Annotated in this window: 32 protein-coding genes, 1 pseudogene and 1 riboswitch; of the genes and pseudogenes, 6 read left to right on the top strand and 27 right to left on the bottom strand. The window is 35.1% G+C overall.

Annotation, left to right across the window (positions count from 1 at the left end):
* Positions 1–112 precede the first annotated feature (112 nt).
* A complete protein-coding gene (locus tag BMY13_RS08990; RefSeq protein WP_092504042.1) occupies positions 113–871 on the bottom strand; it encodes a metallophosphoesterase in 759 nt (252 codons plus the stop codon).
* A 269-nt stretch (positions 872–1,140) separates the two neighbouring features.
* Between BMY13_RS08990 and BMY13_RS08985 the strand changes: the two genes are divergently transcribed.
* The 3 genes from BMY13_RS08985 to BMY13_RS08975 are packed head-to-tail and all read left to right on the top strand — an operon-like array spanning position 1,141 to position 2,227.
* Positions 1,141–1,365, top strand: a complete 225-nt coding sequence (locus tag BMY13_RS08985) for a spore coat associated protein CotJA (RefSeq protein WP_092492684.1) — start codon at positions 1,141–1,143, stop codon at positions 1,363–1,365.
* Positions 1,358–1,621, top strand: coding sequence for a spore coat protein CotJB (locus tag BMY13_RS08980; protein WP_092492683.1), 264 nt, complete (start codon positions 1,358–1,360; stop codon positions 1,619–1,621). Before BMY13_RS08985 ends, BMY13_RS08980 begins: the two co-directional genes overlap by 8 nt.
* A 36-nt stretch (positions 1,622–1,657) precedes the next feature.
* Complete coding sequence (locus BMY13_RS08975) at positions 1,658–2,227, top strand: manganese catalase family protein (RefSeq protein ID WP_092492682.1); 570 nt, start codon at positions 1,658–1,660, stop codon at positions 2,225–2,227.
* 37 nt (positions 2,228–2,264) lie between these two features.
* On the opposite strand, the gene BMY13_RS08970 is transcribed toward BMY13_RS08975, so the two are convergent.
* Genes BMY13_RS08970 through BMY13_RS08955 form a run of 4 tightly spaced genes read right to left on the bottom strand, consistent with a single transcriptional unit; the run spans position 2,265 to position 5,759 of the window.
* Positions 2,265–2,591: a hypothetical protein gene (locus BMY13_RS08970; protein WP_092492681.1), complete on the bottom strand. Its 327-nt coding sequence runs from the start codon at positions 2,589–2,591 to the stop codon at positions 2,265–2,267.
* Positions 2,584–3,171 (bottom strand): CPBP family intramembrane glutamic endopeptidase, encoded by a 588-nt coding sequence (locus BMY13_RS08965; protein WP_092504040.1) that lies wholly within the window; start codon positions 3,169–3,171, stop codon positions 2,584–2,586. Before BMY13_RS08965 ends, BMY13_RS08970 begins: the two co-directional genes overlap by 8 nt.
* Complete coding sequence (locus BMY13_RS08960; RefSeq protein ID WP_245736066.1) at positions 3,164–4,693, bottom strand: RecQ family ATP-dependent DNA helicase; 1,530 nt, start codon at positions 4,691–4,693, stop codon at positions 3,164–3,166. The genes BMY13_RS08965 and BMY13_RS08960 overlap by 8 nt, the downstream gene beginning before the upstream one ends.
* Before the next feature lie 19 nt (positions 4,694–4,712).
* Positions 4,713–5,759 carry a YpbB family protein gene (locus BMY13_RS08955; protein WP_092504036.1) on the bottom strand — a complete coding sequence of 349 codons (1,047 nt, stop codon included), beginning with the start codon at positions 5,757–5,759 and terminating at the stop codon, positions 4,713–4,715.
* 153 nt (positions 5,760–5,912) lie between these two features.
* On the opposite strand from BMY13_RS08955, the gene BMY13_RS08950 reads away from it, so the two are divergent.
* On the top strand, positions 5,913–6,167 hold the full coding sequence (locus tag BMY13_RS08950) for a ferredoxin (protein ID WP_092504034.1): 255 nt from the start codon (positions 5,913–5,915) through the stop codon (positions 6,165–6,167).
* Between the two features lie 36 nt (positions 6,168–6,203).
* Here the strand turns inward: BMY13_RS08950 and BMY13_RS08945 are convergent.
* The 15 genes and pseudogenes from BMY13_RS08945 to BMY13_RS08875 all read right to left on the bottom strand — a co-directional run.
* Positions 6,204–6,455 (bottom strand): annotated as a pseudogene (locus BMY13_RS08945) (helix-turn-helix transcriptional regulator); the annotation flags it as partial.
* 105 nt (positions 6,456–6,560) lie between these two features.
* On the bottom strand, positions 6,561–7,751 hold the full coding sequence (locus tag BMY13_RS08940; protein WP_092504032.1) for a hypothetical protein: 1,191 nt from the start codon (positions 7,749–7,751) through the stop codon (positions 6,561–6,563).
* Complete coding sequence (gene sigX, locus BMY13_RS08935; protein ID WP_092492674.1) at positions 7,748–8,272, bottom strand: RNA polymerase sigma factor SigX; 525 nt, start codon at positions 8,270–8,272, stop codon at positions 7,748–7,750. Before sigX ends, BMY13_RS08940 begins: the two co-directional genes overlap by 4 nt.
* A 95-nt stretch (positions 8,273–8,367) precedes the next feature.
* The gene (locus BMY13_RS08930; RefSeq protein WP_092492673.1) at positions 8,368–8,883 is read right to left on the bottom strand and encodes an ECF transporter S component; all 516 of its coding nucleotides are present in this window, start codon (positions 8,881–8,883) and stop codon (positions 8,368–8,370) included.
* 5 nt (positions 8,884–8,888) lie between these two features.
* On the bottom strand, positions 8,889–9,326 hold the full coding sequence (locus BMY13_RS08925; RefSeq protein WP_092504030.1) for a DUF4430 domain-containing protein: 438 nt from the start codon (positions 9,324–9,326) through the stop codon (positions 8,889–8,891).
* Between the two features lie 205 nt (positions 9,327–9,531).
* Positions 9,532–9,714, bottom strand: a riboswitch (cobalamin riboswitch).
* Between the two features lie 24 nt (positions 9,715–9,738).
* Positions 9,739–11,502: an ATP-binding protein gene (locus BMY13_RS08920; RefSeq protein ID WP_092504209.1), complete on the bottom strand. Its 1,764-nt coding sequence runs from the start codon at positions 11,500–11,502 to the stop codon at positions 9,739–9,741.
* 2 nt (positions 11,503–11,504) lie between these two features.
* Positions 11,505–12,221 carry a response regulator transcription factor gene (locus BMY13_RS08915; RefSeq protein ID WP_092504028.1) on the bottom strand — a complete coding sequence of 239 codons (717 nt, stop codon included), beginning with the start codon at positions 12,219–12,221 and terminating at the stop codon, positions 11,505–11,507.
* A gap of 68 nt (positions 12,222–12,289) precedes the next feature.
* Positions 12,290–13,483, bottom strand: coding sequence for a c-type cytochrome biogenesis protein CcsB (gene ccsB, locus BMY13_RS08910; RefSeq protein ID WP_092492670.1), 1,194 nt, complete (start codon positions 13,481–13,483; stop codon positions 12,290–12,292).
* Between the two features lie 26 nt (positions 13,484–13,509).
* Positions 13,510–15,150 (bottom strand): cytochrome c biogenesis protein ResB, encoded by a 1,641-nt coding sequence (resB, locus tag BMY13_RS08905; RefSeq protein ID WP_092504026.1) that lies wholly within the window; start codon positions 15,148–15,150, stop codon positions 13,510–13,512.
* Positions 15,151–15,177: 27 nt separating this feature from the next.
* Positions 15,178–15,750: a thiol-disulfide oxidoreductase ResA gene (resA, locus tag BMY13_RS08900; RefSeq protein WP_092492668.1), complete on the bottom strand. Its 573-nt coding sequence runs from the start codon at positions 15,748–15,750 to the stop codon at positions 15,178–15,180.
* Positions 15,751–15,898: 148 nt separating this feature from the next.
* Entirely contained in the window at positions 15,899–16,630 is a 732-nt protein-coding gene (locus tag BMY13_RS08895; protein WP_092504207.1) for a pseudouridine synthase, read from the bottom strand.
* Positions 16,631–16,836: 206 nt separating this feature from the next.
* On the bottom strand, positions 16,837–17,505 hold the full coding sequence (locus BMY13_RS08890; protein WP_092504024.1) for a coiled-coil domain-containing protein: 669 nt from the start codon (positions 17,503–17,505) through the stop codon (positions 16,837–16,839).
* A 420-nt stretch (positions 17,506–17,925) separates the two neighbouring features.
* A complete protein-coding gene (locus BMY13_RS08885; RefSeq protein ID WP_092504022.1) occupies positions 17,926–18,396 on the bottom strand; it encodes a spore coat protein in 471 nt (156 codons plus the stop codon).
* A 169-nt stretch (positions 18,397–18,565) separates the two neighbouring features.
* Positions 18,566–18,760 carry a hypothetical protein gene (locus tag BMY13_RS08880; protein WP_092504020.1) on the bottom strand — a complete coding sequence of 65 codons (195 nt, stop codon included), beginning with the start codon at positions 18,758–18,760 and terminating at the stop codon, positions 18,566–18,568.
* A gap of 1,166 nt (positions 18,761–19,926) precedes the next feature.
* Positions 19,927–20,046: a YjcZ family sporulation protein gene (locus BMY13_RS08875; RefSeq protein WP_092504018.1), complete on the bottom strand. Its 120-nt coding sequence runs from the start codon at positions 20,044–20,046 to the stop codon at positions 19,927–19,929.
* 422 nt (positions 20,047–20,468) lie between these two features.
* Between BMY13_RS08875 and BMY13_RS08870 the strand changes: the two genes are divergently transcribed.
* Both BMY13_RS08870 and BMY13_RS08865 read left to right on the top strand, forming a co-directional pair.
* A complete protein-coding gene (locus tag BMY13_RS08870; protein WP_092504016.1) occupies positions 20,469–20,684 on the top strand; it encodes a helix-turn-helix domain-containing protein in 216 nt (71 codons plus the stop codon).
* A gap of 138 nt (positions 20,685–20,822) precedes the next feature.
* The gene (locus BMY13_RS08865) at positions 20,823–21,026 is read left to right on the top strand and encodes a hypothetical protein (protein WP_092504014.1); all 204 of its coding nucleotides are present in this window, start codon (positions 20,823–20,825) and stop codon (positions 21,024–21,026) included.
* Positions 21,027–21,382: 356 nt separating this feature from the next.
* Here the strand turns inward: BMY13_RS08865 and BMY13_RS19915 are convergent, their stop codons facing one another.
* The 7 genes from BMY13_RS19915 to BMY13_RS08835 form a co-directional block, all read right to left on the bottom strand.
* Positions 21,383–22,345: a peptidoglycan-binding protein gene (locus tag BMY13_RS19915; RefSeq protein ID WP_175476757.1), complete on the bottom strand. Its 963-nt coding sequence runs from the start codon at positions 22,343–22,345 to the stop codon at positions 21,383–21,385.
* A gap of 1 nt (position 22,346) precedes the next feature.
* On the bottom strand, positions 22,347–22,772 hold the full coding sequence (locus tag BMY13_RS08855; protein WP_092504010.1) for a phage holin family protein: 426 nt from the start codon (positions 22,770–22,772) through the stop codon (positions 22,347–22,349).
* Positions 22,773–22,916: 144 nt separating this feature from the next.
* Positions 22,917–23,462, bottom strand: coding sequence for a hypothetical protein (locus BMY13_RS08850; protein WP_092504008.1), 546 nt, complete (start codon positions 23,460–23,462; stop codon positions 22,917–22,919).
* A gap of 68 nt (positions 23,463–23,530) precedes the next feature.
* Positions 23,531–23,704 carry a hypothetical protein gene (locus tag BMY13_RS19470; protein WP_175476756.1) on the bottom strand — a complete coding sequence of 58 codons (174 nt, stop codon included), beginning with the start codon at positions 23,702–23,704 and terminating at the stop codon, positions 23,531–23,533.
* Entirely contained in the window at positions 23,701–23,913 is a 213-nt protein-coding gene (locus tag BMY13_RS08845; protein ID WP_092504006.1) for a hypothetical protein, read from the bottom strand. The genes BMY13_RS19470 and BMY13_RS08845 overlap by 4 nt, the downstream gene beginning before the upstream one ends.
* Positions 23,913–25,778 carry a phage tail spike protein gene (locus BMY13_RS08840; protein ID WP_175476755.1) on the bottom strand — a complete coding sequence of 622 codons (1,866 nt, stop codon included), beginning with the start codon at positions 25,776–25,778 and terminating at the stop codon, positions 23,913–23,915. Before BMY13_RS08840 ends, BMY13_RS08845 begins: the two co-directional genes overlap by 1 nt.
* Before the next feature lie 66 nt (positions 25,779–25,844).
* On the bottom strand, positions 25,845–26,387 hold the full coding sequence (locus BMY13_RS08835) for a DUF2441 domain-containing protein (protein WP_092504002.1): 543 nt from the start codon (positions 26,385–26,387) through the stop codon (positions 25,845–25,847).
* Positions 26,388–26,479: the final 92 nt, after the last annotated feature.

Here is a 26,479-nt window from a genome sequence, read left to right as displayed (position 1 = left end):
ATATTTCTTAACTGCTAAACAAAATTAATCATTATTATTCTAATTAAAAACATTAACTTTTTTAATTACTATAAGTATATGCTATTGATGCATTTGTTGAACATCACAATTATTATTGCTTAAAAGTTAATACATGACATTCTGATCTTGTTCCAAGTCGAAATGGCAGTCTAGTATACCCATAACCTTCACTGACAAAGATTTTAGTGTTGTGTAATTTAGTTAATCCGCCCTTTTCAAAATATCCAAATCCGAAAATACGAATCTGACCACCATGTGTATGACCAGCCAAAACAATGTCAACTTTATTTTGAAATTCTTCCTCTGTTTCATAAAAAGCACTGGGGTCATGTGTTAGAAGAATAGTATAAAATCCGTTTACGTTTTTCATTGCTAGATCCATCCGTGCTTCACTGTGCTGACAGCAGTCTAATCCCATTAAGCTTATTGTCTGGCTGCCAATTAATATATCATGATTGTTATTCGTCAGTATTGTTACACCTTCACTAATTAAGAGTCCATATATTTTACTTGGAAGTGCTTCATAGTCATTATTTCCCCAAACAAAATATATAGGAGCACCAAATTCTTTTAGCTTGCGAATATTTTCCCTCGTTCGTTCAATTGGTACGCCTTTTTCTGTTATGTCCCCACCAATAACAACAAGTTTAACGTTCTCCTTTATGGACCGTAACGTTTCAGTCCTTACTTTTCTTCGATGTATATCAGATATAAAAAATAAATTAAACTCAGACGATAAGTCAGTAACTTTAATTGTTCGGTAATCAATTGTATCATGATGTGCTTTATATATCATATACAATATAAATGCAGAAGGAATTAATACACAGGCAGATATTATATAAATCAATCTTAATCCTCCTTTCAGTCATACACATTCATAATACAAATGATTTGTGTTAGAAAACTTGGCATTCGTTGCAAGAATTCTTCTAAAAGCGTACTTTGCTTTCTTAGAACCTCTTATACTCGGGGTGCAAGCCTTAATAAAGATAAGCCTGAGTTGCACTTATCTAGTAAGAAAAAGATATTAAGCACTATATATAATTGAATAGGACATCCATATACTTACATACCATGAATAGAAGCGGAAAAGTATTATTTCGAAAGGAGGATTTTATGTTCACACAATATAAATTTTGGGAACCCTATGCCAGCCCATATGACCCTTGCCCACCTATGACAGTAAAAAGTTATTCTACCCCACCTCAACTATACATTAACTTCCAACCCCCTGGATTAGCACAATTCGAACCAAGAGCAGCGCTATATCATGGAACACTATGGAAAGAGTTATTCAGTCCCTATCCAGGACCTAATAAAAGAGGTGATGTTGATGAATAAAGTGCTTCCATCTGAATATTACAAACTGCTCGAGGAAATTCAAGCAGTGGATTTCGTATTAGTGGAGCTAACATTATATTTAGATACACACCCACAAGATTATGATGCAATAGAACAATTTAATTTATTCTCAAAGCAAAGCAAAGAACTCAAAGTTAAGTTCGAAAAAAAGTTTGGGCCATTAATGCAGTACGGAAGAAGTTATTCAAATTATCCGTGGGATTGGGATAACACTCCTTGGCCTTGGCAGGTTTAATTTAAATGGAATATCTAATATCTAGGAGGAGATATTTTGTGGTATTATGAGAAAAAACTGGAATACCCTGTTAAAGTCACCGAATGTAATCCCCGTCTCGCTAAATTTCTGATTGAGCAGTACGGTGGTGCTGACGGTGAATTAGCTGCGGCTTTACGTTACTTAAATCAACGATACAGCATACCTGACAAGGTAATAGGTTTACTTACCGATATTGGTACAGAAGAATTTGCCCATCTCGAAATGATAGCAACTATGATATACAAACTCACAAAGGATGCAACCCCAGAACAGATGGAGGAAGCAGGTCTTGGTGCCCATTATGCCAGCCATGATAATGCTTTATTTTATCATAATGCTGCTGGCGCACCTTGGACCGCTACCTATATTCAAGCAAAAGGGGATCCGATTGCAGACTTATATGAAGATATAGCTGCAGAGGAAAAGGCAAGAGCAACCTACCAATGGATTATTAACTTATCCGATGATCCTGATCTAAATGATGGCTTAAAATATCTTAGAGAGCGTGAAGTGGTACACTCATTACGTTTCAGAGAAGCCGTCGAAATACTTAAAGAGGAAAAAGATAAAAAAGTTATATTCTGACTTTGCCTGGAGGTGCCTATTAAAGGGCACCTTTTTACTAGATATTTGTAATAACTTCCATTAGTTCTTGTCCCCATAGATAATATGCTCCACCTAAGAATGCTAAAAATATAACAACTACAATAACTAAGCGAAGTGATGCTCCACTTAATTTAACTCTGGTTCGCTTATTATTTGTACTATGTACCTCTTTACGTGGTGGCAAGTTTAATATATCAACATCACGTTCTTCTTGTTCTGTTTCGGAACCTTCATCTTCACCATCATCTACTGGTACAGATTGTTCACTTTCCTCTTGAACTTCATTAAAAAGCTTTCGTAATTCATTTGCCTGATCAGTATATTCTTTGGTCTCTTTACTCATTATACAGCACCTCACTTTTGAAGCGAATAACTACCCCTAATAAAAAGTCTACAATAAAATGAGCAGTAATTGTGACTAATAAATTTTCCGTAAGTATAAAAATATACCCAATATAAAAACTTACAATTAAAACTGATAGTAACAATACAGGCTTTTTTAAGTAGCGAATATGAATAAGTGCGAAAATAATACTAGCAACTACATAACCAAATGTAGTCTGAATAACTCCTCTAAACAATATTTCTTCAGAAACAGCTACCAATAAAGCAATGGCAAAAATTTTTTTGATGGAACGGTTTCTAAAAATTCTATCATTAATGCCACCATCATCATAGTATTTTTTTGGAAAAAAATAAATAAGGATGATATCTGAAGCAACGATGATAAGTCCCGGTAATATTCCATAATAAGCTATTTCATATAAGTTAAAGCGAAATAGACCAAACCACTCTACCATGTCATCAAAAAATATCAAACTTGAAAGCAAACTAACTACGATTAATAGCAATTGTGAAAAAAATATCTGTTTGCTTAATTCCTTATCAGTCATTCCCTTTATTATCTCACTTTGACTAGCCATTCTGAACTCCATTTAACAATAAATTTCGTAACTTGTTTTCCCAATTATGTGTTGCATGATTGACTTCTGTTTGTTTAGCATTCCATTCATTAATTGTAAAACCACAATTCGAACAGCATCCATACAAAGGAGACTTGTAATTAATCTGAAAGCTTTTATAAAGATGTTTGCGTAAACATTCCTCTTCATGAATCCAGGAAATTATTTCTTTTAACTTCTGTTCTTTTAATAAATTTCTTTTTTTAATTAAATCGCTTATATTAAGCAAAGCCTTATTCCAAATATCCCTTTGATAAATAATCTTATTCCCTTTAATCATACCATGCTTTTCCATTTGATAGTGCAAAAATCTCCATTCGGTTTCATTTAGTTGTAATTTTTCCTGCATGTCTTGATAGGATAAAAACTTAGGTGATTTTAAATACAACCGATAAAGATTCATGAAAATTGTGTCTAATGTTTCTACGCTCGGTAATTCATTCCCGATTATAGCATTTGGAATAAGTTCATCACCTGAAGTATAGAGTAAAAGGCTCACACTTGATTCTCCATCGCGGCCAGCACGTCCAATTTCCTGTATATAGGATTCTATCTGCAGTGGAAAATGATAATGAAGCACCAATCGAATATTGTGTTTATTAATCCCCATGCCAAATGCACTAGTACAACAGATTACATCTATCTGATCATTCATAAACTGCTGTTGAATTGTTATCCGATCTAATTGGTCCATATCACCATGATAAAAAGCTGTACGGTGTGAAGGGACATTTTCAGACAGGAATGCTGCAATTTCTTCTGTTTTTCGTTTGCTTGAAAAATAAATCAATGTAGGCACACGATGACTTTTCAGTAAGTTAATGATAATCTCCTTCTTTTCAATATCCCTATTTACTTTTTGCACAGTAAAAGAGATATTTTCACGATCCATCGGGTATATATGTTTCTGAATATTAGGTCTATTTAATGAATAAATTATGTCTTCCTGCACTTCTTTGGTTGCTGTTGCACTTAAAGCTAAGACGGTAGGATTATTCACTTTTTCCAAAATAGAGCCTAACCGTAAATAATCAGGCCTGAATTCGTGCCCCCACTGTGATATACAATGAGCCTCATCAACTACAAATAAACTAATTTTAATATTTTTTAAGTAGTCTATTATTTGTGATTGCTGAAGGAATTCTGGAGATATGTAAATTAACTTGTACTCATTCAGATGCTCGAATGCACGTCTTTTCTCTTTTGGTTCCAGAAAACTGTTTAACGCAATAACAGATTTAAATCCTGTTGATTTTAATTGCTTCACCTGATCTTGCATTAATGAAATTAGTGGAGAAACAACAATTGTCACCCCTTCCATAATTGTTGCGGGTAATTGGTAACATAATGATTTTCCGGATCCAGTTGGTAAAATTCCTAATACATCTTTTCCATGCATTACGTCATTAATGATCTCCTCTTGTCCTTCTCGAAAAGATGTAATATTAAACTGATTGAATAATTGGCTTTTTAATATATTCACACTCAATTCTATCACCTGATTACGTTATATTTTCAACAGCTAAAACAAGTCTTATTTGAAAGTAGCTTATTTCCTTATTTATCTCTTGCTTGATATCTTTTAATTTATAGGATTTCAATCTATTTATCACATTTAAAACTTCCTGATGACCTTGCTCATCTATGTAATTGTCAAGAGGAAATTGCTCATCATATAGTGCTATTTCAACAATATGGTCATAAATTGTATTCAGTTTTAGGTTACGCATAATCGAGATCTCTTCTGCAGTGTAATGGCAATTTAAAAGTTCCCTCGTCTTAGTTGCTGATTTAGTAGTATTCGAGTACTCTGGCAATTCATTTTTAATGTGTGATAACAATGGATATTTTCTTGTATCATGTTCGATTGTGAATAACATATGATGAATTATTCCAATAAGAGCCAAAGGCACATCTATCAATTTAAGGTTATAATTATCAGCCAGCTGATAACTGCTCATTCCATAGTGCTTGAATCCTGTTAAACTATCGACAAACATACTTGCTTCTTGATCCTGAAAACATTTTAGAAGATCGTACAATTCGTCATAAAAACTTTGCAGAAAATAATGCAGATCTTGCTTAATAACGTAATATTGTTCTTTCACCCAACCTGTAACCACTGGTTTATCAACAACCGGTATGAAGTTAAGGTTGCTGTTACTACTATTTGATATAGTTTGAATTAAAAGGACTAATCTTTCAAAAAATATGGTTGCAGAACTAGAGTAGTTCATTCCATTAAAGTAACGTAGCGGAATACTATTTGGATTTTCTTGTAACCATTCATTACCTAATGCAGTTGGTATTGCTGAAGAATTATCATTAAGCTGAACTAAACCTGCAGAGATAAGCTTATCTATTCTTTCATCAAAATTCTGCTTCTTTAACGATTTATAAATTCCGTAAAAATTATCCAATTTATATATGTGAGCATCCTGAACGGTTTGGATTGATTTTTTTCCTTTTAGTAGATGATATATTGCTGAGACACTACGTCCAGTTTTTAATTGGGAGCAACATGTAATGACAATACGATCAAATATCAATGTTCTAAACTCCTTTATGAATAATTTGTGTCGATTATCAGAGTTTCCTTCCTCATTAATGATAACATGTATTATAGCAGTTGAAATGTATAAATATCAGCCTTACAATAGTTTGTACAAGACTTTTTTTGTAAACGAACTGGAGGTTAATTCATGCCTAAATATACAATTGTTGATAAAGAAACGTGTATTGCTTGCGGAGCATGTGGTGCTGCTGCTCCTGATATATATGATTATGATGATGAAGGGATTGCATATGTAGTTTTGGATGAGAATGAAGGAAATGCCGAAGTACCGGATGTATTGGAGGAAGACATGATTGATGCATATGAGGGTTGTCCTACTGATTCTATCAAGATAGCTGATACATCATTTGATGGTGATCCATTAAAATTTGAAGATGAATAACACGAAAGCTCCTAATGTAGGGAATCATCTTTCTTTATGTGCTGCTGTTTCGAGAATCGTTAGTACATCATATCCTACAGTTTGCTGTATTACTTCACTGTCACGAAAAAGCGCACACAACGCTACTGTCGTAGTCCAATTAGCATTGTTTCTCCGTTTCTCAATTTGAACTAACGACTTCTTTGATATTCCCAATACAGTTGCCATTTGATCTTGTGTATAATTATTCTCCACCCGTATTAGTTTTACTTTTGTCGATATTCTATCGATAATTGTTTCTTGTTCCATTGAAATCATCCCTAAATAAATAACTCGTATAAATTATATGATAATTCCCATTGTTAAAAAAGTCAAAGCGTTCTGACAGGATATCTCCTCTCGGAACGCTTTGACTCAATCAATTTTAATTGCATTTACTCCTTCTGGTACTTTAATTGGCTCAGATAAATTATATGGGCCTATTGTTTCGTCTGAAGTATTTGTAAATAAGACTTCCTGATAATCAAAGCTTTTCGCAGTCATCAGAATAGCCTCTATCATCGTTACGGTTTCCTGGTTATTGTAAGCCATTTTTTTATCGGCAAAATTTATTTGAAGTAAATCACCTTCACTTCTCAATGAATAATCAATATTTCTTGGTATTGAGTGATAGACATTATATGATTCTTCATCCTTTTTCATTTCGGCTAACGCGGTTTCAATATCAGATTGGTCTTCGACTGGTATTCTTGCAAGAAACACACGTTTTTCTTCAGACAATTGATATCGTTTATAAATGACATTTGAAGATTTTAGCGATATTTCCTTCACTTTACCTATAGGATCAAGATTTACTTGCTGACTAAAGACAGCTTTATTAATTTTGTTAGGGGCAAACATTGTTGTCAGTAAACCTATAAACATATTCGCCTGAGTACTTGAGGTAACAGAAAAATCTTCAGGCAGTTCCACATGAACTTGACTATTTTGTTCATCCAATTGGAATACTGCACCCGAAAACATATAGTCACTAACACCCCATGTTTTCTCATTCAAATAAGTACTTATCTGATTATAATACTTTCCCGCATTCTCTGTTTTGGGAACTTCAAAAGCTAACGGGATAATATACTTTGCCTGACGATCGGCAAGAGCACCATGTATTATGGTAGTATTGTCATCCGTAGAATGAATAACGTTAGACTGCATCTCGGCTTCCATCATCGTAACGCTAGATTCACTTTCAGCAGAAGATGCATTGTCTTCCTGCCTCTTTAGTTCACTCGACTCGTTTCCACCATCCATACTATCGTTAGAGGCAGAATTGTCCATTGCTTTATCAGCAGAACTATTTTCACTATTACTCTGATACATCGTATTATTCATCATCGAAGGTACTATAAGAACTAATAGCAACAGCACCATAACTGTACTGAAAATAGGAATAAGTACAAACCTTTTATTAATTCTTTTAGGTCGTATTTCATCATTAAGTTCGGAGGAGATGCGCTGATAGAGTATATCTTTGTCCAAGCTGTCTTCCATTACTGGCATTTGTTCTAACGATTCTTTAATCTGCTTTTCGTTGTTGTCGAAAGTATTCACAATACATCTCCTCCTTCACTAATGTATTTTTTCAATGTCTTCAGTCCACGATGCTGTGTCGTTTTCACTTTGCTAACACTGAAATTTAGGATGTCTGCTGTCTCCTGAATAGAAAATGATTGTATGTACCGTAATATTAGAACACTTCTTTGATCTGGTGTGCATTTATCTAAATAGCGATAAACATCTTTCACTTGTTCATTTTGCATAGCTATCTCATCAGGGAGCAACTTCTGATCCTGAATTAATTGCCCTTTTTCACTCCAGTCAAAGTATTCCATAATACGATTTCGTTTCCTCTTCTGAGAGCGAAAGTAATCGATTGTTATGTGCCGCGCAATTGAAAATAGCCAAGTCTTCTCAGTACTTTCTCCTTTAAAAGAATCGTAGGATTTTAAGACTTTAATATATACTTCCTGAACGAGGTCTTCACAAGTTTCTTTATCCTTTACCATATAAAAGATGAATTGGTATAAATCATGATGATAGTTATCATAAAATTTCTCAAAAACGGCTTTCATAAAGATCCTCCGTTCATTTACATAGTCGTTTATTACCACACGAAAGTTACAACTTATTATACTATATTAGAAAAACGCAAAAATACCAACCTAATTCAGTTGGTATTCTGCAAATTGAAATGTTTTTCAGCATAATTTCTAAAAAAGTGAGCAATTATCGGATATAACAGAACCATAAATACCCCATTGCCAATTGCATGATATGTATCAAATGGTAATCCTGCCAGATAGTACGGAAGAAATTTTCCAGTAACAGAAAATGTCGTTAGTGAAATAATAAATCCGTATAAATAACCACTAATTACCGCAATAATTACTAATATTAATCCTGGAATCTTACGAGGGTATTTTCCTAACACTCCACTTAATAATCCGATTAATGCCCAGGCAACCACTTGCCAGATTGTCCATATACCCATTCCTAAAATCATATTAGAGAGGAATGTCGTTAAAATAGCTAGTAAAACAGCTGCTAGAGGGCCTAATAATAAACCACAGACAATGATTAGCGATGTTACCGGCTGGACATTTGGTAGAAATGCAAAGGCGAAGCGTCCGACAACAGCCAGTGCTGCAAGCAATGCAAGTAACGTAATTTTATAAGTATTCAATTAAGTCATTCCCAAGCTTGCAGATCAAAAGTTACTTTGTCACCAGGAGATAGCTTAAATTCTTTAGCACCGACTGTAGGCATTTCACCATTTACAGTAAACATCCAAGATTTTTGCTCGCCGTCTTTAGGTGCAACACCGTCAATTGATGTTATAAAGCCATCATTAAAATCAGTCTCCAGCTGAAAGTTCTCTTCCATTACTTCCATAAGTGTTGCCCCTTCTTTAACAGCAACCTCTTTTTCATTAATATATTCAGAACCTTTATCTTTGGAAATTGTAATCTGAACCTTTTCCTCACTTTGTTCCTCTGAGTTCTCACTTACTGTATTTTTCTCTTCTTGACTGTTTGTCTGCCCCTGTTCTTGTTCTTCAGCACCACACCCGATCAATAATCCCATAACGATCAGCAATGATGCAATACGTAAAAACAATTTGTTCATCTTCCCATTCCTCCAGTTCTATTTTTGTATTGAGGAGAATTGGGCGTTGGAAACCAAGGTATCGTTTAAGTTCTAAGTATCAATCAATTATAAACATATAAAAAGCTAACCCTTCTAGAGAGTTAGCTTAAATAGACAATCGATACATAAAAATAACCAATCACAATGTACTCGGTTGTCCCAATCGCTCACATCCTCGAAGCTTTGAAACGTTAGAGACTTGGCAGGTCTACTGACTCGTGATTTACACCTACTATAAGTCCTTCCCATATGACGAATCATACAGTGGATTACACTTATTTCGAATATCACATACAGTTGCGAGGACAGTTCCTGTTTTTCACAGGATTCCCTATTAAGTAATGACACCAAACTCTATATTATTATTCAATTCTATATTATCATATCATATTTACTTCTCTTGTAAAGGTAGTTTAAATGAAAACGTGGTTCCTTCATTAATTTTGCTGTTCACAGTAATTGAACCATTATGAGCTTCCACAATATTTTTAGCAATGGATAGTCCAAGTCCAGTTCCCTTTTTCTTACTATTTTTTGTGCGTGATTTGTCAGCTTTATAAAAACGTTCGAATACAAATGGTAGATCATCTTCCGGAATACCACTTCCATTATCATTCACCGAAACATTAAAATCAGTTGCATTACTTTCAATAATAACATTAACTTTTCCGTTTTCATTGGTATGTCTAATTGCATTATCTATTAGGTTTGTTAATACCTGCTCCACTCGATCCTGATCAATATATATTTGGTCAGTCGAAATATGCTTTATAAGATTTAATTCAACATCACTTTCATCCGCCAACCCTTTAAACTTTTTCAAAATTCGTTCAATAAATTTTTCTACGTTAACATTTTCTATATTTAACTGTATATGACCTGCTTCCATCCGTGCTAAATCCAATAATTCGTTCACCAAGCGACCCATTCTTAAAGATTCATCGTGGATAATTTGTGCAAGTTCATTTTTATCTTCTCTACTTTCTGCCACATCGTCGACAATCGCTTCACTATACCCTTGTAACATGGAAATAGGTGTTCTCAGTTCATGGGAAACATTTGCGATAAAGTCTTTTCGCAACTTATCTAATCGTCGTTCCTCTGTCATATCACGAATAACAGCCACCGCTCCACGTACATATGTCTGATCATATAAAGGTGTCATAATCATTACCCATGTACGTCCTTGTAGATTAATTTCATGTATTGCTTCTTTTTCATCTTGGATGACATTCGTTAATATTTCATCTAAAGGTATCGGTGCTTTATTATTGTTTTCTGACGAATCCATATCATTTTCGTAATATAAATTCTCAATAAACCGCTCTGCAGGAGGATTTGTTATAAGCATATCACTATTTCGGTTAAATGTAATCACACCATCTGCCATGGAACTTACGATACTCGAAAGCTGTTCTTTCTCCTGTCTTAACGCATTAATATGAAATTTCAGTTGTCTGCCCATTCGGTTAAACGCCATTGCAAGCTCACCAATTTCATCGTGTGTTAAAATTGGTACTTTCGTGTTAAATTCTCCTCTTGTAAGATCAAATGCTGCTTCCCGCATTTTTATTAAAGGTGACGTTATTCTGGTGGAAAGGAAAAAAGCAAAAATAGTTGTTAAAATTATAGCAATACCAGCAGCAAGAAAGATAATTTTAGTCGTTTCAGCTTTCGTCTGGTTTACGATATCAAGTGATTGGTATACAAAAACTGCTCCATCTTGGCTAACTGGAGTACCTACGATCATTACTTCTGTATTACCATCAGGTAAGAATAGTTGTTTTTTTATATTTTCACCATTAGTAATAACTCCCATTAGATCATTTTCCTTTTTCAGCCATTCGGTATCGAGTTTACCAAGGTCGTTATCAATAGATTGGGATACCCATGAAGTACCATCTTCATAGATGATAGCTAAACGGCTTGCTGGATCCTTTACACGTTCTGCAGTCTCCAACGCTAATTCCTGGTTATCATATTGCTCTACCATTATAGACACCTTTGTTGCTGTTTGCATCATATCTTTTTCTGCTTCATCAACATGAAAATTCTCAAAAAACTCCAAAAGTAAAACGGTTAAAATAAATAATACAAAAGAAACTAGCAATAATATCGTTATTGCTAGTTTCCCTACAACACTACGCCAAAACATCATTATACATCATCTACCTCAAATTTATATCCGACGCCCCAGACAGTAACAATCATCTTGGCAGCTTCTTTGGATACGTTATTTAACTTCTCACGTAGCCGCTTTACATGTGTATCTACTGTACGTAGGTCTCCAAAGAACTCATATTGCCAAACTTCTTTTAATAGAAGTTCACGTGAAAATACTTTATCTGGAGACTTAGCTAAGAAACATAACAACTCATATTCTTTAGGTGTTAGACTAACTTCTATACCGTCTGCCGTAACTCTGTGAGCATCATGATCTATGGTCATATGAGGAAAAACGATTAAATTTTTGGTCGGTGTATTCGCTTCATTAAAGTTAGTGTTCGAAACTCTACGCAGCAATGCCTTCACACGTAAAACTACTTCTCTTGGACTGAACGGTTTTACAATGTAATCATCGGTGCCCACTTCAAACCCTTGTACCCTATTTGCTTCCTCCCCTTTTGCTGTAAGCATAATAATAGGAGTCGCTTTCTTCTCTCGTAATTGTTGGGTAACTTCAATACCATCCAGTTCCGGCATCATGATATCTAATAGGATTACATCATAATCATTTTGAAGTGCAAGTTCCAATGCTTCCGTACCATTTTCTGCTTCTTCAACAATGAAGTCCTCCTTTTCCAGGTACATTTTTATTAAACGCCGAATTCTTTCCTCATCGTCTACAACTAACACTTTAGCGCTTGATTCCATAAAAGCTCCCCCTTATCATTATTTCGTCGAAAATAATATCCTTTAAAAAACCAAAAACTGTCATTGCATTAAGCGTATGAATGAAGACCAGCTAAAATCAGATTTACAGCAAGCAGATTAAACATAATAATAGCGAAGCCGCCAACCGCAAGCCAAGCAGATTTTTCACCATGCCAACCACGTGATAGTCTCAAATGTAAAAATGCTGCATAGAAGAACCAGGTTACTAATGCCCAAACTTCTTTTGGATCCCAACCCCAAAAGCGGTCCCATGCTATTTGAGCCCAAATAGATGCAAATATTATTCCGCCAAGAGTGAAAACAGGAAAACCAATTGCTACCGCACGATAAGAAACTTCGTCTAATAGATCGGGTTTCACTTTCTTAAGTAATGGTTGGATCGCTGCTCCAATTCTTTTACGCAAGATTAATCTGGTCAATCCATATAATACTAGTCCAGACAAAACTGACCATATAATAGTATTAAATTTCCTTGCTGCGTCAACACCACGCATCCATCCCGGAGCGTCAAATAATGGATTCATTTTATCCCCTGTTATTAGTTCGCCCTCGTTAGGACCGGCAATCGGTGGCAAGTGATAATCGGTGGTAATTGTATTATTACTATTATTTACAGTATATTCAAACTGAGCACTATACCCTGATAAGTTAAATGCTACAGTAATTACACTGAAACCAATAAAAACGATTAAGGAAAATAAAACGATTTCTAACCAAGTAGTACGTTTACTCCTAACTGATTGATCAACTTGTCTGATTAAATAAATCAGCCCCGTTACAAAACTTATCGATAGAATTGCCTCTCCAAGTGACACTGTTGTTACATGAATATATAACCAGTGACTCTGCAACGAAGGTACGAGGGGAGCAATCTCGGTTGGAAACATACTCGCATAGGCAATTATTATCATTGCTATCGGTAATGCAAACAATCCCAAGATATTAAGTTTGTAAATAAAATAGATGATAATGAATGCAAACACTAACCCCATACCGAAAAACGTCATAAATTCAAACAGATTACTTACGGGGGCATGGGCACTTGCTATCCATCTTGTTATAAAATAAACAATTTGTGCTAAAAAGCCAATGATGGTTATGGAAATTGCAATTTTTCCAGCTATTCCTTTACTCCTGTCCGACTTTTTTTCTTTAATTGTCGCGCCAAAGAAAAACGTAGCGATCAAATACAGGATAAAAGCTGTATATAGCATCGTACTACTTATACTTAAAAAATCCATTTATATCCTCCTTGATTCATATAACGTTATTTATCATCTAATTCCTGTTGATCGTCAACCATTTTTATATCTGTATCCTCAATTATTTTCTCAATATCCTTCTTCACACCAAACCAATTCTTGTTGGTGTGAGCCGCCATTAGAATCCCTTCCCCTGTAGGGTGTATCCAGATTCTGCGGTGCTGCCAATACATTCCTTGTATCACGCCAAACATAAAGATCAATGCCCCAGCAATAAATAATGGGAGTGTATAATCACGTCTGACAGTTATTCCGCTCACATCACGCATTTTAAAATCCTGAATTCCCAGTTTATAATCATTCTCTCCAGTTGCATCAACATTCTTTCCAATTCCTACAAAACTCATTTCAGGTTCGCTGCCATCAGGGGGATGTACAGAAAATACATACGCTGGATTTCTTGGATAATCTGTTTTCGATTTCGGCTCTCCATCATCCAAATAGTAATCTGGATAATATTGATCAACAACAACTCTAAAACCACTATCCAGTTTATACTCGGGCTTAGGTGATGTTAAATCAATTTTGAAATTACCGAGAGATGTTTCTTCTGAATCATCTGTCTCATGAACTTTAAAGGTCATGCTTGTAAACTCGTTTAATTGGTATCCGGCTTGGTAAAGCGTATACCCATCAAATTTCAGAGGATGATTCATACGAATATCATCTTCTGCAACTTTTTCAAGTTCAGGGTCTTCCCCTGGTATTGTTTCTCCAGATTCCTTATAAACAATTACATTGGTTTGAAAGTTTTTAGGAACCATGCCTTCTTTTTTTATAGCCTTTTGAAAGCGCTCATCGTTTTCATCATATGTTTCCAGGATAAAGTCTTTATTTTTTATGTAATATTCACCTTTCGTTCCTGGAATAACGGTTTGTTCACCTTCCCTTACCCAAACATAATCGTCGAGGTACATAAACGGAGTGAAGCGCAATAATGCGGCAATTAAAACAATAATTAGGCCAATGTGATTTACATAAGGACCCCAACGGGAAAAACGCCCTTTTTCTGCTAAAATATGCCCATTTTCATCAGTAACTTTATATCGTTGTTTCTTTAGACCTGAGACGATTTTATTCTTTTCTTCTGAGGTAACTTGTTCTGTTTCACTATATAAACGCTGTCTACTTAGAAATGAAGCATGACGTCTAGCCTTTTGTATTTTTAATGCTTTATATAAAGGGACAAACCTGTCAATACTGCAAATCACCAAAGAAATACCAATTAAAGCAATCAGCAACATATACCACCAAGATCCATACAAATTATGGAACCCCAACTGATAATAGATTTGGCCAGTTATTCCATATCGATCTTCATAAAATATAGAGGGATCCCTTGATACAGCATCCGCCGGTATGTACATTTCCTGTGGGTATATAGTTCCCATTGCTGAGGCAATGAGAGCTAGAACAATTAGCCATACACCAATCTTCACAGAAGAAAAGAAATTCCATATTTTGTCAACAATTGACTTGTTATATGTTTGCGACCTGCGTGCACTACCATCATATCGCATATTTAATAATTTCTTTTTATCATTTCCATCAATATGCTGGTTACCTTCTATAGGTTTACCACAAGCCTCACAAAGGACCGTCCCCTCTGGATTAACGTGCCCACACTCACACTTAATGTTTTTCATTCATATCCCTCACAATAGCTGCATTCTTTATTTAGGTTGAATTTCTTTTAAATGGCCTTCAAGTTTATCTAAAGTTAACGCACCTTCAACTACCTCAACAATTTCCCCTTCTGGATTTATAAAAAAAGTACTCGGTATTGGACCAACGCTATAAAGATTCATTACCTCACTTTTTGTGTCATGCGGTATAGGGAATGTTAAGTCATATCGATCAACAAAACGATCCACAACAATTTCAGTAGCATCCAGACTGACAGCGACTATTTCAATCCCCTTGTCCTTATATTCTGGGTATAACTTTTCCATATAAGGCATTTCTGCTTTGCATGGTTCACACCATGTTCCCCAAAAGTTTAGCATGACACCCTTACCTTCTAACTCACTTAATTGTACTGTTTCAAGCTCGTTGTTGTCATTTATTTGCTGAAGCTTAAAATCTGGTGCCTCATTACCTGGTTCAACATTTGTCTTTTCTTTGTTAAAATTAGAAACTAAAGCATATACAACGGCGACAAGTAAGACCGCTAACACAACTGTTCTAAAAATCAGCCTGTTTTGTTTCTTGCGCTTTTTATTCGCCTTTATCTTTTCGGTGCTCATGTCTATTCACTCCCCACGTCATTGTATCATGAGAACATAGTGGCAAATTTGACTATTATTCGACAATTAATTGCACTTAATACTAACCCTCTCGCCACCTGGTGGATTGCAGGTACAGATTTTTACAACATTAAACAGGCACTTTTCTTTAGTTTTCTGCTAAATGCCGCATTTTTTTAATTTCATGAGGGGTTAATGGCCGATAATTTCCAGGCTGCATTCCATGTAAAGTCAGAAGACCATACTTCTCCCGCTTCAACTTGGATACAGGATATCCTATCCCCTCCATCATTCGTCTGATATGCCTATTTTTACCTTCATGCAGTGTCAGCTCCAATATCATGGTTGTTTTTTGTCTATCTACTTCTAGTATGTTATATCCAATAACTTTTAGTAGATCATTATCAACTTTAACACCTTTTTTTAAATTATTAAGCTCACTTTTACTTGGAATACCTTTAATTTTTGCAACATATACTTTATCTACACCATGTTTCGGATGCATTAGCAGGTTAGCGAAGTCACCATCATTTGTTAACAATAATATACCAGAAGAATCATAGTCGAGTCGTCCAATCGGATAGATCCGCTCAGAAACTTCTCCCAAATAATCTGTTACAACTTTTCTTCCTTTGTCATCACTTATGCTCGAAATAACCCCTCTAGGTTTATAGAGCATATAATATACAGGTTCCTCTTTTTCCAAAAGTACTCCGTTAACTTCAATATCATCACTGGGAGTCACTTTAGTTCCTAGTTCATTGACGACTTTACTATTAACCTTTACTTTACCATCAACAATCAATCTCTCCGCTTTTCTCCTTGATGTGACTCCACTTTGTGCGATAACCTTTTGTAACCGTTCTAAAGAATTTGTCATTATATCACCATTTTTCATTATTTTCACCATAATAATAGCGTTAACTATATGTTAACTATAAACCCTTTACATACAGGGTTTAAAAGCATTTCTGTCTATTACCAGTATATTACTTATGCCAATCTAAACGATTTTAAACCAATTGTATCACAAGCAATAATGGAAACAAAAAAATAAAGAAGAGGCTTAATACCTCTTCTTTTCCCCTATTCAACCGGTGTTAATTTGACAGGAACAGCATTTTTCACTTTATATCCAGATGACCCTACGAAGACATAACTAGGAACTCCACCGTCTCCGAGTATTGTAGAGAGGACTAACCCTCCGTCTGCATCCCAAACAGAAAAGTTGCTCCCTCTTCCAATTGGCGTTACTTTATATCGCCCTGGCTTAATGTCTTCCCCAAAAACAAATTGACCAGCCCCAACTTCAATTGGCTTTTCTTTTGCTGCAACTAAATCACCTTCCAATTTAGCCAATTTATTTTCTGTAACTTTTATATCTGATTGTAACCCGGTCAATTCTGATTCTGCTACACTTACCTCATTTTGTAATTCATCTCGATTACTTGCTAGTTTTTGCAATTCGTCAAATTTATCCTGATTTTTTGCGACCTTATCTTCAATGGTCTTTAAGTCAGATTCTGCTGTTTCAATTTCATTATTAAAATCAGCCAATATTTGTTCCGCTTCACCAACCTTTTCCTGTATTTGTTCATAATTCAATGCCTCTTCGTTTATTTCTGCTGTTAATGAATCCTGACCTTTTGAATAACCTACGTTATGAATTCCAAACATAGAAATGAATAAAACTAGAACTGTTATTGATATTCCCCAGAACCATTTTGTTTTAAATAAAGATTTAATTTTACCCAACTAAATACACCCCTTCTAATACACTAATACTGTTATATTATCTGAAAAGTTTCAATAAATGTTAAATTTAAGCAATCACAACCAACGCACCATATACAAACACTAAAAAATTAATCTACAGAACTAAAAATAACTCTAACCAAAAGGTAACTGATCACTTGTGAGATGCGAAATAGTGATTCGCAAGTTAAAGCTCACCTATAATCACTAAACTTTCACCAGTAAATTTACAGTAAAAATGGCTTGGATATTTCTCCAAGCCATTTTTCTTTCTAATATCTGTTGTTAAATTAAAGCACCCAATAGTTAAAGAAATTATCAACTAAAAATGTATAGATTAAAAGTAAAAGGATTTAATAAGCCACACTTAATATACATTGCCGACCTATCAACTAATAGGTCGGCTCACATTCATTCATATTACAGGATATTTATTTTAGCAACTAAAGCAATCAAAACCTGTAATAACACTTGCGCATTTACTGCTACATCTGTATCTGTTGTAGTAACTTTAACTCCACGAGAATTTTCAATATACGTTTGTTGTCTGTTTACTTGATTGGATGTTAATCTAGATAGTAAATCCTGTGTTACTCTCTCAGCCTTATCACTATCAGCAATTGATAAGCTAATTACTAATGAAATTGTTGCTTGGAGGGCAACTTGCAGGTTGATAGCCGCTTGGGTATCAGTGCTTGTTACTTCAACATCAGCTGAATCTTTAATTACAATAGATTCAAACGACTGTTGGATGGATTTTATTATTTGACCAGCATCCTGTGTTTCGTTATCTAAAGGATGAACACTTGTTGGGTCAAGTGCATTCCATCTACTTACCTGTCTACTACTTACCGTAGGTTTTTCCCCTTCCCAAACTTTACTTTCCTCCATTTTCTTCCTCCTTAATAATACTAAGTTTACACTACACTGTATGTGAAAAGTCAAAGAGATGGAAAGGCTAAAGACCATTCCATTAGGATATGTGCTTTTATCCATTTCGAAGAAAAAAAGAATGGAAAATGCCGTTACTTAGCATCCATTCTTTTTCTTTAAGAAAAATTCATTTTTTCGTTGTTTTTGTTAAAGAGGTTACACCCTTTTGTAATTCTTTGACTAAGTTTTTTAATTCCTGCTTTTCCTTTAGAGTAATCTTTTGGGGTTTATCTAGACTTACTCCATGTCGCTTAAATGTTGAGTTAATAAGCATATCTATACTCTTTTTAGAAATATTATTAAATTCTCTATTATTACCCATTTGTCCAACCCTCCATATTTAGATTCGATTTCTTTAATATGTTATGCACTTACAGCAACCAGAGTGTTATGGATAATTGCCCTTTTAGTTTGTTATTTAGTAAGATACTTGTTAAAAAGCAATAGCATTAAATTAATAACTGTAATAATATGTCCAATCATAAAAATTCCTTTTATGAACTTCTTTTTTATTTTAATTTTCAATTATTCTGCCCTTTACTTCAATAAAAAAGAGCTAATCTGAGATTGAATGAACAGATAAAATTTCTTTTCCAAACTTATTTTGCTTTAAGGCTTTATTTAAGGCTTCAACGTTAGATAGTGTTGCACCTTTTGGGGTAGAACTTGGTATTATTTCTATTTTTCCAATAGACGTTTGACTATTTCCGCCTTCTTATACTCAGATAATAATGGCTTTTCCTTATATTCATCTTCGGACCACATTTGTTTTAAGCATCTGCTCATATTCCGGCATCATCATTGCAGTCCATTTCTTCGTTCCACGATCATTAGCTTCACTCATCATTATGCCCCCATTCGTTTACGGATTGTTCTACAGACAAGATATTGTCCAGTTTAAATGTTCTGACTTTCTCCCGGGTATAGCAATAGGCCAGAACTATATTGTCATTTATTTTTATCACTTTAATAATTCATTGTGATACCTGGTCATCATTATCAAGGTAGATCATTTCGAGTCTTTGTTTAGTTCGAATGGAACGTCGAAGCATATTCATCATGAAATAACCTCCATAAAAGAACATTTGCTCGTATTGTATCATAAAAAAAGAATATCAAAAATAAATTAAATTATTTTCAATTTGAATGCCACATAACACCCTCCGCAAACGATAGTGGTTATGAGGAGGGGAGAAGCAATGGAAAAAGAAAAGAAACTTGGAGGTGACAATAATGTCCAGGTGATGGGTGGCGCAAATACTCTAGGAAACCATATTGGCGTATTTTAAAGACTCCATTACTATAAAAACCCTAGATATCACTTATTGGGCGAAACTAGGGTGAAAGAGAATTTCGTAAGATATGGCTTTGCGTTTAACATAATTAAAACAGCAGTATATGGATCCGTACATTGGTATAAGAGGGGGAGGGAAGAGGGGTGGCAGTCTTCCCTATCTCAATTCAATCTTTTTCTCAAGTGTAAGGTTTTTAATAAAAGTCTTTTTTCACAAAAGAAGCACCTATAATAATTAACAATATAAAAAGAACAACGATTAACTCAAAATTGTTATCCCTCTTTTTATCAAAACCACCAAAAAAGTCACTCATTTATGATTCCTCCTTTCAAAATAGCCTTACCTTATATTATGTTGAAGGGGTTAAGATTGTTTGTACAAATACCTAGGGTTCGACCGATACCAAATACAGTCAAAGGTAGAAAAAGTGATGATGGAAAATTATTGATACATTGGTATGTAAAGTGTAATAATCAGAGGGGTAACAACTATACCCCAATATAAGTTGTTGCTCCTAAAACCGTTAAGCCATAGTTTAATGCTATGGCTTATTTATTTTAATCAAATAAATTGTTAGTGAATCATAAAAAAATTTCTACCCTTTTTTGGATATTTATACTACAAAGGGTTAGACACTTGGGTTTTATTATATAATAATAAGAATATAAATTATCAAAGCACCAAAATCGACGGCTTTTTGCAGAGTAAGAAAAATTATCACAAAAGGTGGGAGTTATGGATCGTCATTTATTTAAGAATATACGAAAATTAAACCGATTATCACAATACGAAATGGCAGCCAAAATTGAAGTAAGCCGGTCACTAGTGGCAAAGATTGAAACAGGTAATAGAGGACTAACGCTGGATATAATTAAGAAGGTTAAACAGGAGTTTGGTGTCAAACATATCGAGCAAATTCAGGATGTAATGGGGCCGCTAAGAGGGACATAACCCCATTATAATAGATGAGGTCATACTTAAATTGTTAGTTTCAGCTATAATCTAGTACTATGGCTTTTTATTCCACCCTAATCTTTGGTAAAATTTTCTGTAGTCAATATAATCCAACAAGAGAGGATGATCGATAATATGAAAAACATATTAGAAGTTGCCCAGGAAAATAATCTTAATCTAATCGAAGTCAGTATCCTGGTTGAACTTAATAAGAATTATCCCCAAACAATAGAAATTGAAGAAGTAACAAATGATGGACAAGTAAGAGAAAATATAAACAATTTAATACAAATAGGTTTTGTCGAGGAAAGATTTCAAAAATATAGGATTAAGAAGTGAATACAAAAATAACCCTCCACCAATTAAGGTAGAGGGTTACTTGTATAATTTAACTATACTTGGTAAGTATAAAATTTATAGGTCAAAGATGGCACATACCTCTCTTCATATTTTCACCGACCTAGCCTCATCTTAATCGATGGGGTTTTTGTATATTATTACTTAAACTGTAATAATAACTCACGGAAGTGGGCGTTGATTTTCCCCCTCAACTTCCGTATTGCCTCTTCATTTGTGAAGGGGTCTTTTTCTTTTGACCTTAATTTATCCAACTGGCTTTTCCGAACCGGTGTTGGAAGTGGTCTGCCTACCACCTAACAAATAAATAGTCTTCTTATTATTTTCTTACTTAATTCTTACATTACTTCTAACAATTTAGCGCGAGTATTCGGTCCGTATACTCCATCTTGTTTTAACCCATACATAGATTGAAAACGCCTAACGGCATCAGCTGTATTAGGACCGTAGTAACCATCGACACCGTTATTCTTAGCGCCTTTTTCTGGATAGAAATAGATGCTTGCTAGTGCTTCTTGTACTGCTCTTACACCACTACCATGCGGGTATGGTTTGTTAGCACGATATACAGTGTTAGGAAGTTTACTTGATTGTTTTGGTTCTTCGGGATTCGGCTTTTTAGCAGCACCTAAACTAATTTTCTGACCAACTTGCAAACGTTTAGGATCTACATCAGGATTAGCCTTGATTAAATCATCTGCACTCACCTCCTTGAGACCATTCGCGATTCCCCAGAAAGTGTCGCCTTCTTGGATAGTATATGTGCCTGGTAGTACTTCAGGTTGTTTACCATCAAGAAAGTGAACAGCTTTATTATAATCAAACACGCAACACGGCTTCCAACCATATCCCGGTAGCTCGTTATGAGCTTTATCTGTGTTACCAATTCCATCATCGACTAGCGCCTGGTGAAGTTCATCAATGGATGCTTTAGTTGCATCGTCCAGGTCATCATAACGGTAATCTCCTGCAACACAAATGCCTAGTGACTTTGTATTACTATCCCCGACATGGTATGAACGTTTACCTGGGTCGTGACACCATACTATACGGGCCCGTCCATTAATAACGTTTTTTGGCTCAATAACAAAATGATAACCGATTCCTGGCCACCCAAGATTATTCACATGGTAAGAAGCAAAACCTTCTGCATCTGAACCACCTAAGTGCTTTCTGGTTAATGAATGGTGCCATGCTCGAATAGTTTTAGAGCTGACACCGTAATCGACATACTCACCATTTTCAGGTAGTCCTTCGCGTTTATCAATCAGCTGCGGTAGTGATTCAAAAATAAAGGTCATATCATTTATCCCCTTTTTCGGAAAATTCATCTTTCACTTCTTCTACAATTCCTCTGCCCGAATTATCGATGTTTTTAAGCTTGTCTGCTAAATTAGATGGAACTAGTACACCCACATCTGCTAGGTTCTCAATTATGGATAAACCTTCATTCGCGATATAAAAAAGAACGGTAGCATATGTTACTGCTCCTTTCAATCCGAGTATCTGATCAACCACGTTGGCTAATATAATTACCACTAAAATCAACAACTTCCTTGCATACCCGAAAAGGCTCTTTCGACTCCATAACTTTTTATTCTTAATCGCCTTGGATACTCCTGTTAAAATATCTAATGCCATTAATAATAGGAGTAAGTGTAAAAACTTCACATCACCAAATAAATACATTCGAGCTGCTTCTAAATGTTCCAAACTAAAACCACCCATACTTTTAACATCTCCTTCATAATTTTTAGCCCCCTAATAAAAGTGTTGTTTCACGAATATATTTAGTAACCACCCATACACCCCGTATGAGTGGTAGAGAGGGGCTATATCCCTCTCGCTTTTCTGCATAAAAAAAGAACCCGTTTAGGATTCTCTAAGTGTTTTTGCTTCTTCAATTAATGTTGGTACGCTGTCGTACTGTTCGTTTTTCAACGCTTGACTAACTTCGCCTAGTTTGTCAAAGTATGCTTGATTATCTACATAATCACTTACCTCCACAATGAATAAATCTAAATGCCTTGCTGTCGATTTAGCTATATCACCTTTTGTAGCCGGTGCGCCCTCTGGAACTTCCGTGTTAATGATGTCGATCGCATGTTCTTCGATTTCGATTGCGTCACTATATAAATAAACCGTTTCTCCATTTTCATGCAGTTCTTCTATTTTTTCACTCTTAAAATGTTTCCACGGAGGATTAGGTCCAGTATCTACCGTTCTTTCTGTTGGAATTTCAACCACTTCCTCTTTTTCTTCATCTATTGGTTCTTCGACTACATTTGATTCGCCAGTTTCATTTGATGCCGCCGCTGATGTTTCGGGCTCCTTTTCTTTATCCATTCCAGATACCGCAAAAATACCACCTATACTAACAACGCCTACTGTTGCGATACCGACTAAAACTTTTTTCAAAATAACCGCGCTCCTTATTTACCATTATTATACACAGTAGTACGTGATTATTCAAAAAAGGTTTCAAATTATTCTAAAGGTTCTATGTTTCTTATATCAATTCTGGAAAAAATCTTATTTCCAATTACGATGCTTTGCAACTGATTATCATTTATTTGATTGTTCAACTCTACTGGATCGTAAGAATCTACCTCAATTTCACCCTGCGATTCCCCGCTATGTGTCGTTACATATAACTTCATTGATTCCCCTCCTTATTTGGATCATATTCTACTGATTCAACAGAAATAATCTCACTTTTTCGAACAGCACAATTATCAATAATAGGGTAAAATTCATCCTTGCAATTTTGGATTTCTTTAAGGACATCCGATACTTTTTTATCCATCCCTATTTGATACTTAACATCGCCTTTTAACGTTACAACCAACACTTTAATTTTCTCATTCATTATAAATTCACTCCTAAATGTGATCTAATAAATATGCGTAGTATTAAATCTGCTTCAATTCTTGCTCGTTCATTTGGTAATATTGTTACCTCGTGTCTGCCTCTTTTAATTTTTCCATCTGTATTTTTACTCATATAATCTACTATATCAATTCTATCTCCTTCGATTTCATTGAATAATATTTCATTTCCATCCACTTTGATTGTAACAGAATTTGGCAACTCAGGTAGTTCAATTATTTTGTGTAATACATCATGCGTATGGTTAGGTAATGTAATATCATGCGTGTGATTAGGAATCGTAACACCATGCGTATGATTAGGAATATCAACACTGTGACTATGATTAGGTGTACTAAATGAATGACTATGAGAAGGTACTGTTACAGAATGATTATGATCGAATCGGTTAGCAGGCAATCTGTGCCAATGCGAATCATAATCGGCAACTGTCGGACCAAGTGTAAAAGCGTCATCACCTAACAGGAACATTGATGACGACTGAGTAGTTCCGCCTCCACTTGCGGTACTTTTTGACGTGCCGCCACCAGAACTTGATGTTGCCGTTGTTCCGCCTCCACTAGAACTTGTTGCAGTTGTTCCGCCTCCGGAACTTGTGCTTTTTACAACGGACCCGCCACCACCTGTTGCTTCGCTATATGTTCTAAAGTTTGTAGTTCTGAATGTCAATTCACAGGTATTGACATGTATAACATCATCGTCAACATAAAATGTTATCTTAGCTGGTATCTTAGAATCTGCATTATCTTGATAACTAAATGCCATTATATTAGTCGCCCCAACACCATATGAATCATTTACATCTAGTCGCCTTTTTAAATCAGCATAAGCACTTGCAGCGTTATCTGTTCGATTGCCTATTTGATAATTAACATCCCACTCCTTAGCAAGGTCAGGTATATCTTCTTCAAGTATACGAGCAAGATATTCTTTATCGCCTTGTTCTTCAACAATAATACTTGTTACACCATTCAATATAGCTTCAGTGTGTTTGTATTCTTCTTTAATCGATAGATCATACATCTTGCTACGGATAGATAATTTAGGGTCTTTATTTTGATTGAGTATAGCTTGCCCTCTTGCTTTCAAAGTTATCTTATCTTCAAATCGTTGGTCTCTCCAAATGCTTGATTTAATCCCCCAGTTATCAATCGACTCTTGGTCCTTTAAATAATTCTTGCCACCGTTTACATCCTCAATGGTTAGCTTATTAACGCCTTCCCCATCACCCTTAGGAATCAACCAATTAGTCATATTAGTTGGGTCTGTAACCTTCCTGAAGCTACCCATATCCCTGCCCCAACGTTTGTCGGCAACAACTTCATTACTGGCTTTTAGTAGATGTAATTTAAATGGATAAACGGTGGTATCTGGAACAAACATATAAGGCTCGATCAAATTTTTCGGAACTTCAAATATTGGAGCAAGTAACGTGTTTTCATCCTCAAATGAATAATTCAAGAAGGTATCAAACTCCACTGTTCCTAGTTCCCAATGTTTTTCACCTTCAAATTGCAAATCTAGTATTGCTTGTAAAACTTCTCTTATAGTCATATCTGTAAATACATGATGACCATCCATTACAGGATCCATCAAAGTAGCAAGAACATGTTCACATTTATACTGAATAGTATCTGTGTTCATATCCTTCTGAGTTTCGGCTGGCATGATACGGTACATTCCTTTGTACCTTCCAGATGGACTTGTAATATCAATAAAATTAAAGTGGTCGCACAAATTATTCTTTGGATCATCACCAGGCATTAGAATAGTTGATTTCCACAGTTTATTAACTTTTCGCTTTGTTCCCGCTTTGGCCTTTTCCAACTGGCCTATCGGTTCCATGTTTCTGTCTTTTACAATTACTGTTGGTTTTATAGTGATCACCTCATTTCATATAAAAAAGACACCTCATTTTGAGATGTCTTGAACCGTTTTATTAACTTTTTTAACTATCTCTATTACTTTAGCTTCTCCTTCAAATAAATATTCCATCTTACCAGGTCTAAAAATTGCCCCTTGCCAATAATACGCTGCTCTTTTTCTTATTTCAGATAAAGCATCCGGTTCAGATTCAATCCAGTAAGCATCTGCCTCAAGTAACTTTCCGTTTAATTCCATTTTCACAATTTGATATTCATCACAATTAGTCGCATGCTCCCAATATGGCAAGTGTTCCTCATCAGTTACCCAAAGGCCAGTCCATCTGGAAGGTAAATCGCTATTCATTGCTAACCTTGTCTGTTCAAACACAAACTCTTTTGTGAATCTCCAATAAGTTCTCGCAGTTTCTTCTCCCATATCATAAGACAAATAGCTATTTTCATAACTATTTCTAAATGGATTTAATTCACCTCCGGTATTAATTGTCTCACCGTGATTTAATAACGGGTGTGGGTTTAATCCGTTTTTGCAATTAATATGATATAATAATTCATTTTTAACTGTTTTCAATTATGCTCCCCTCCTCATTTATCCATTAGTTCGACATAAAGGAAGGAAATCCTTTTATTTTCACTAGTTCGCAATATGTTCCGAGTCTGTCT

This window comes from Virgibacillus subterraneus (assembly GCF_900110695.1).
GTDB classification, from domain to species: Bacteria; Bacillota; Bacilli; order Bacillales; family Amphibacillaceae; genus Lentibacillus; species Lentibacillus subterraneus.
Note: the sequence above shows the minus strand (reverse complement) of the source record. Positions and strands in the feature narration are given on the sequence as shown.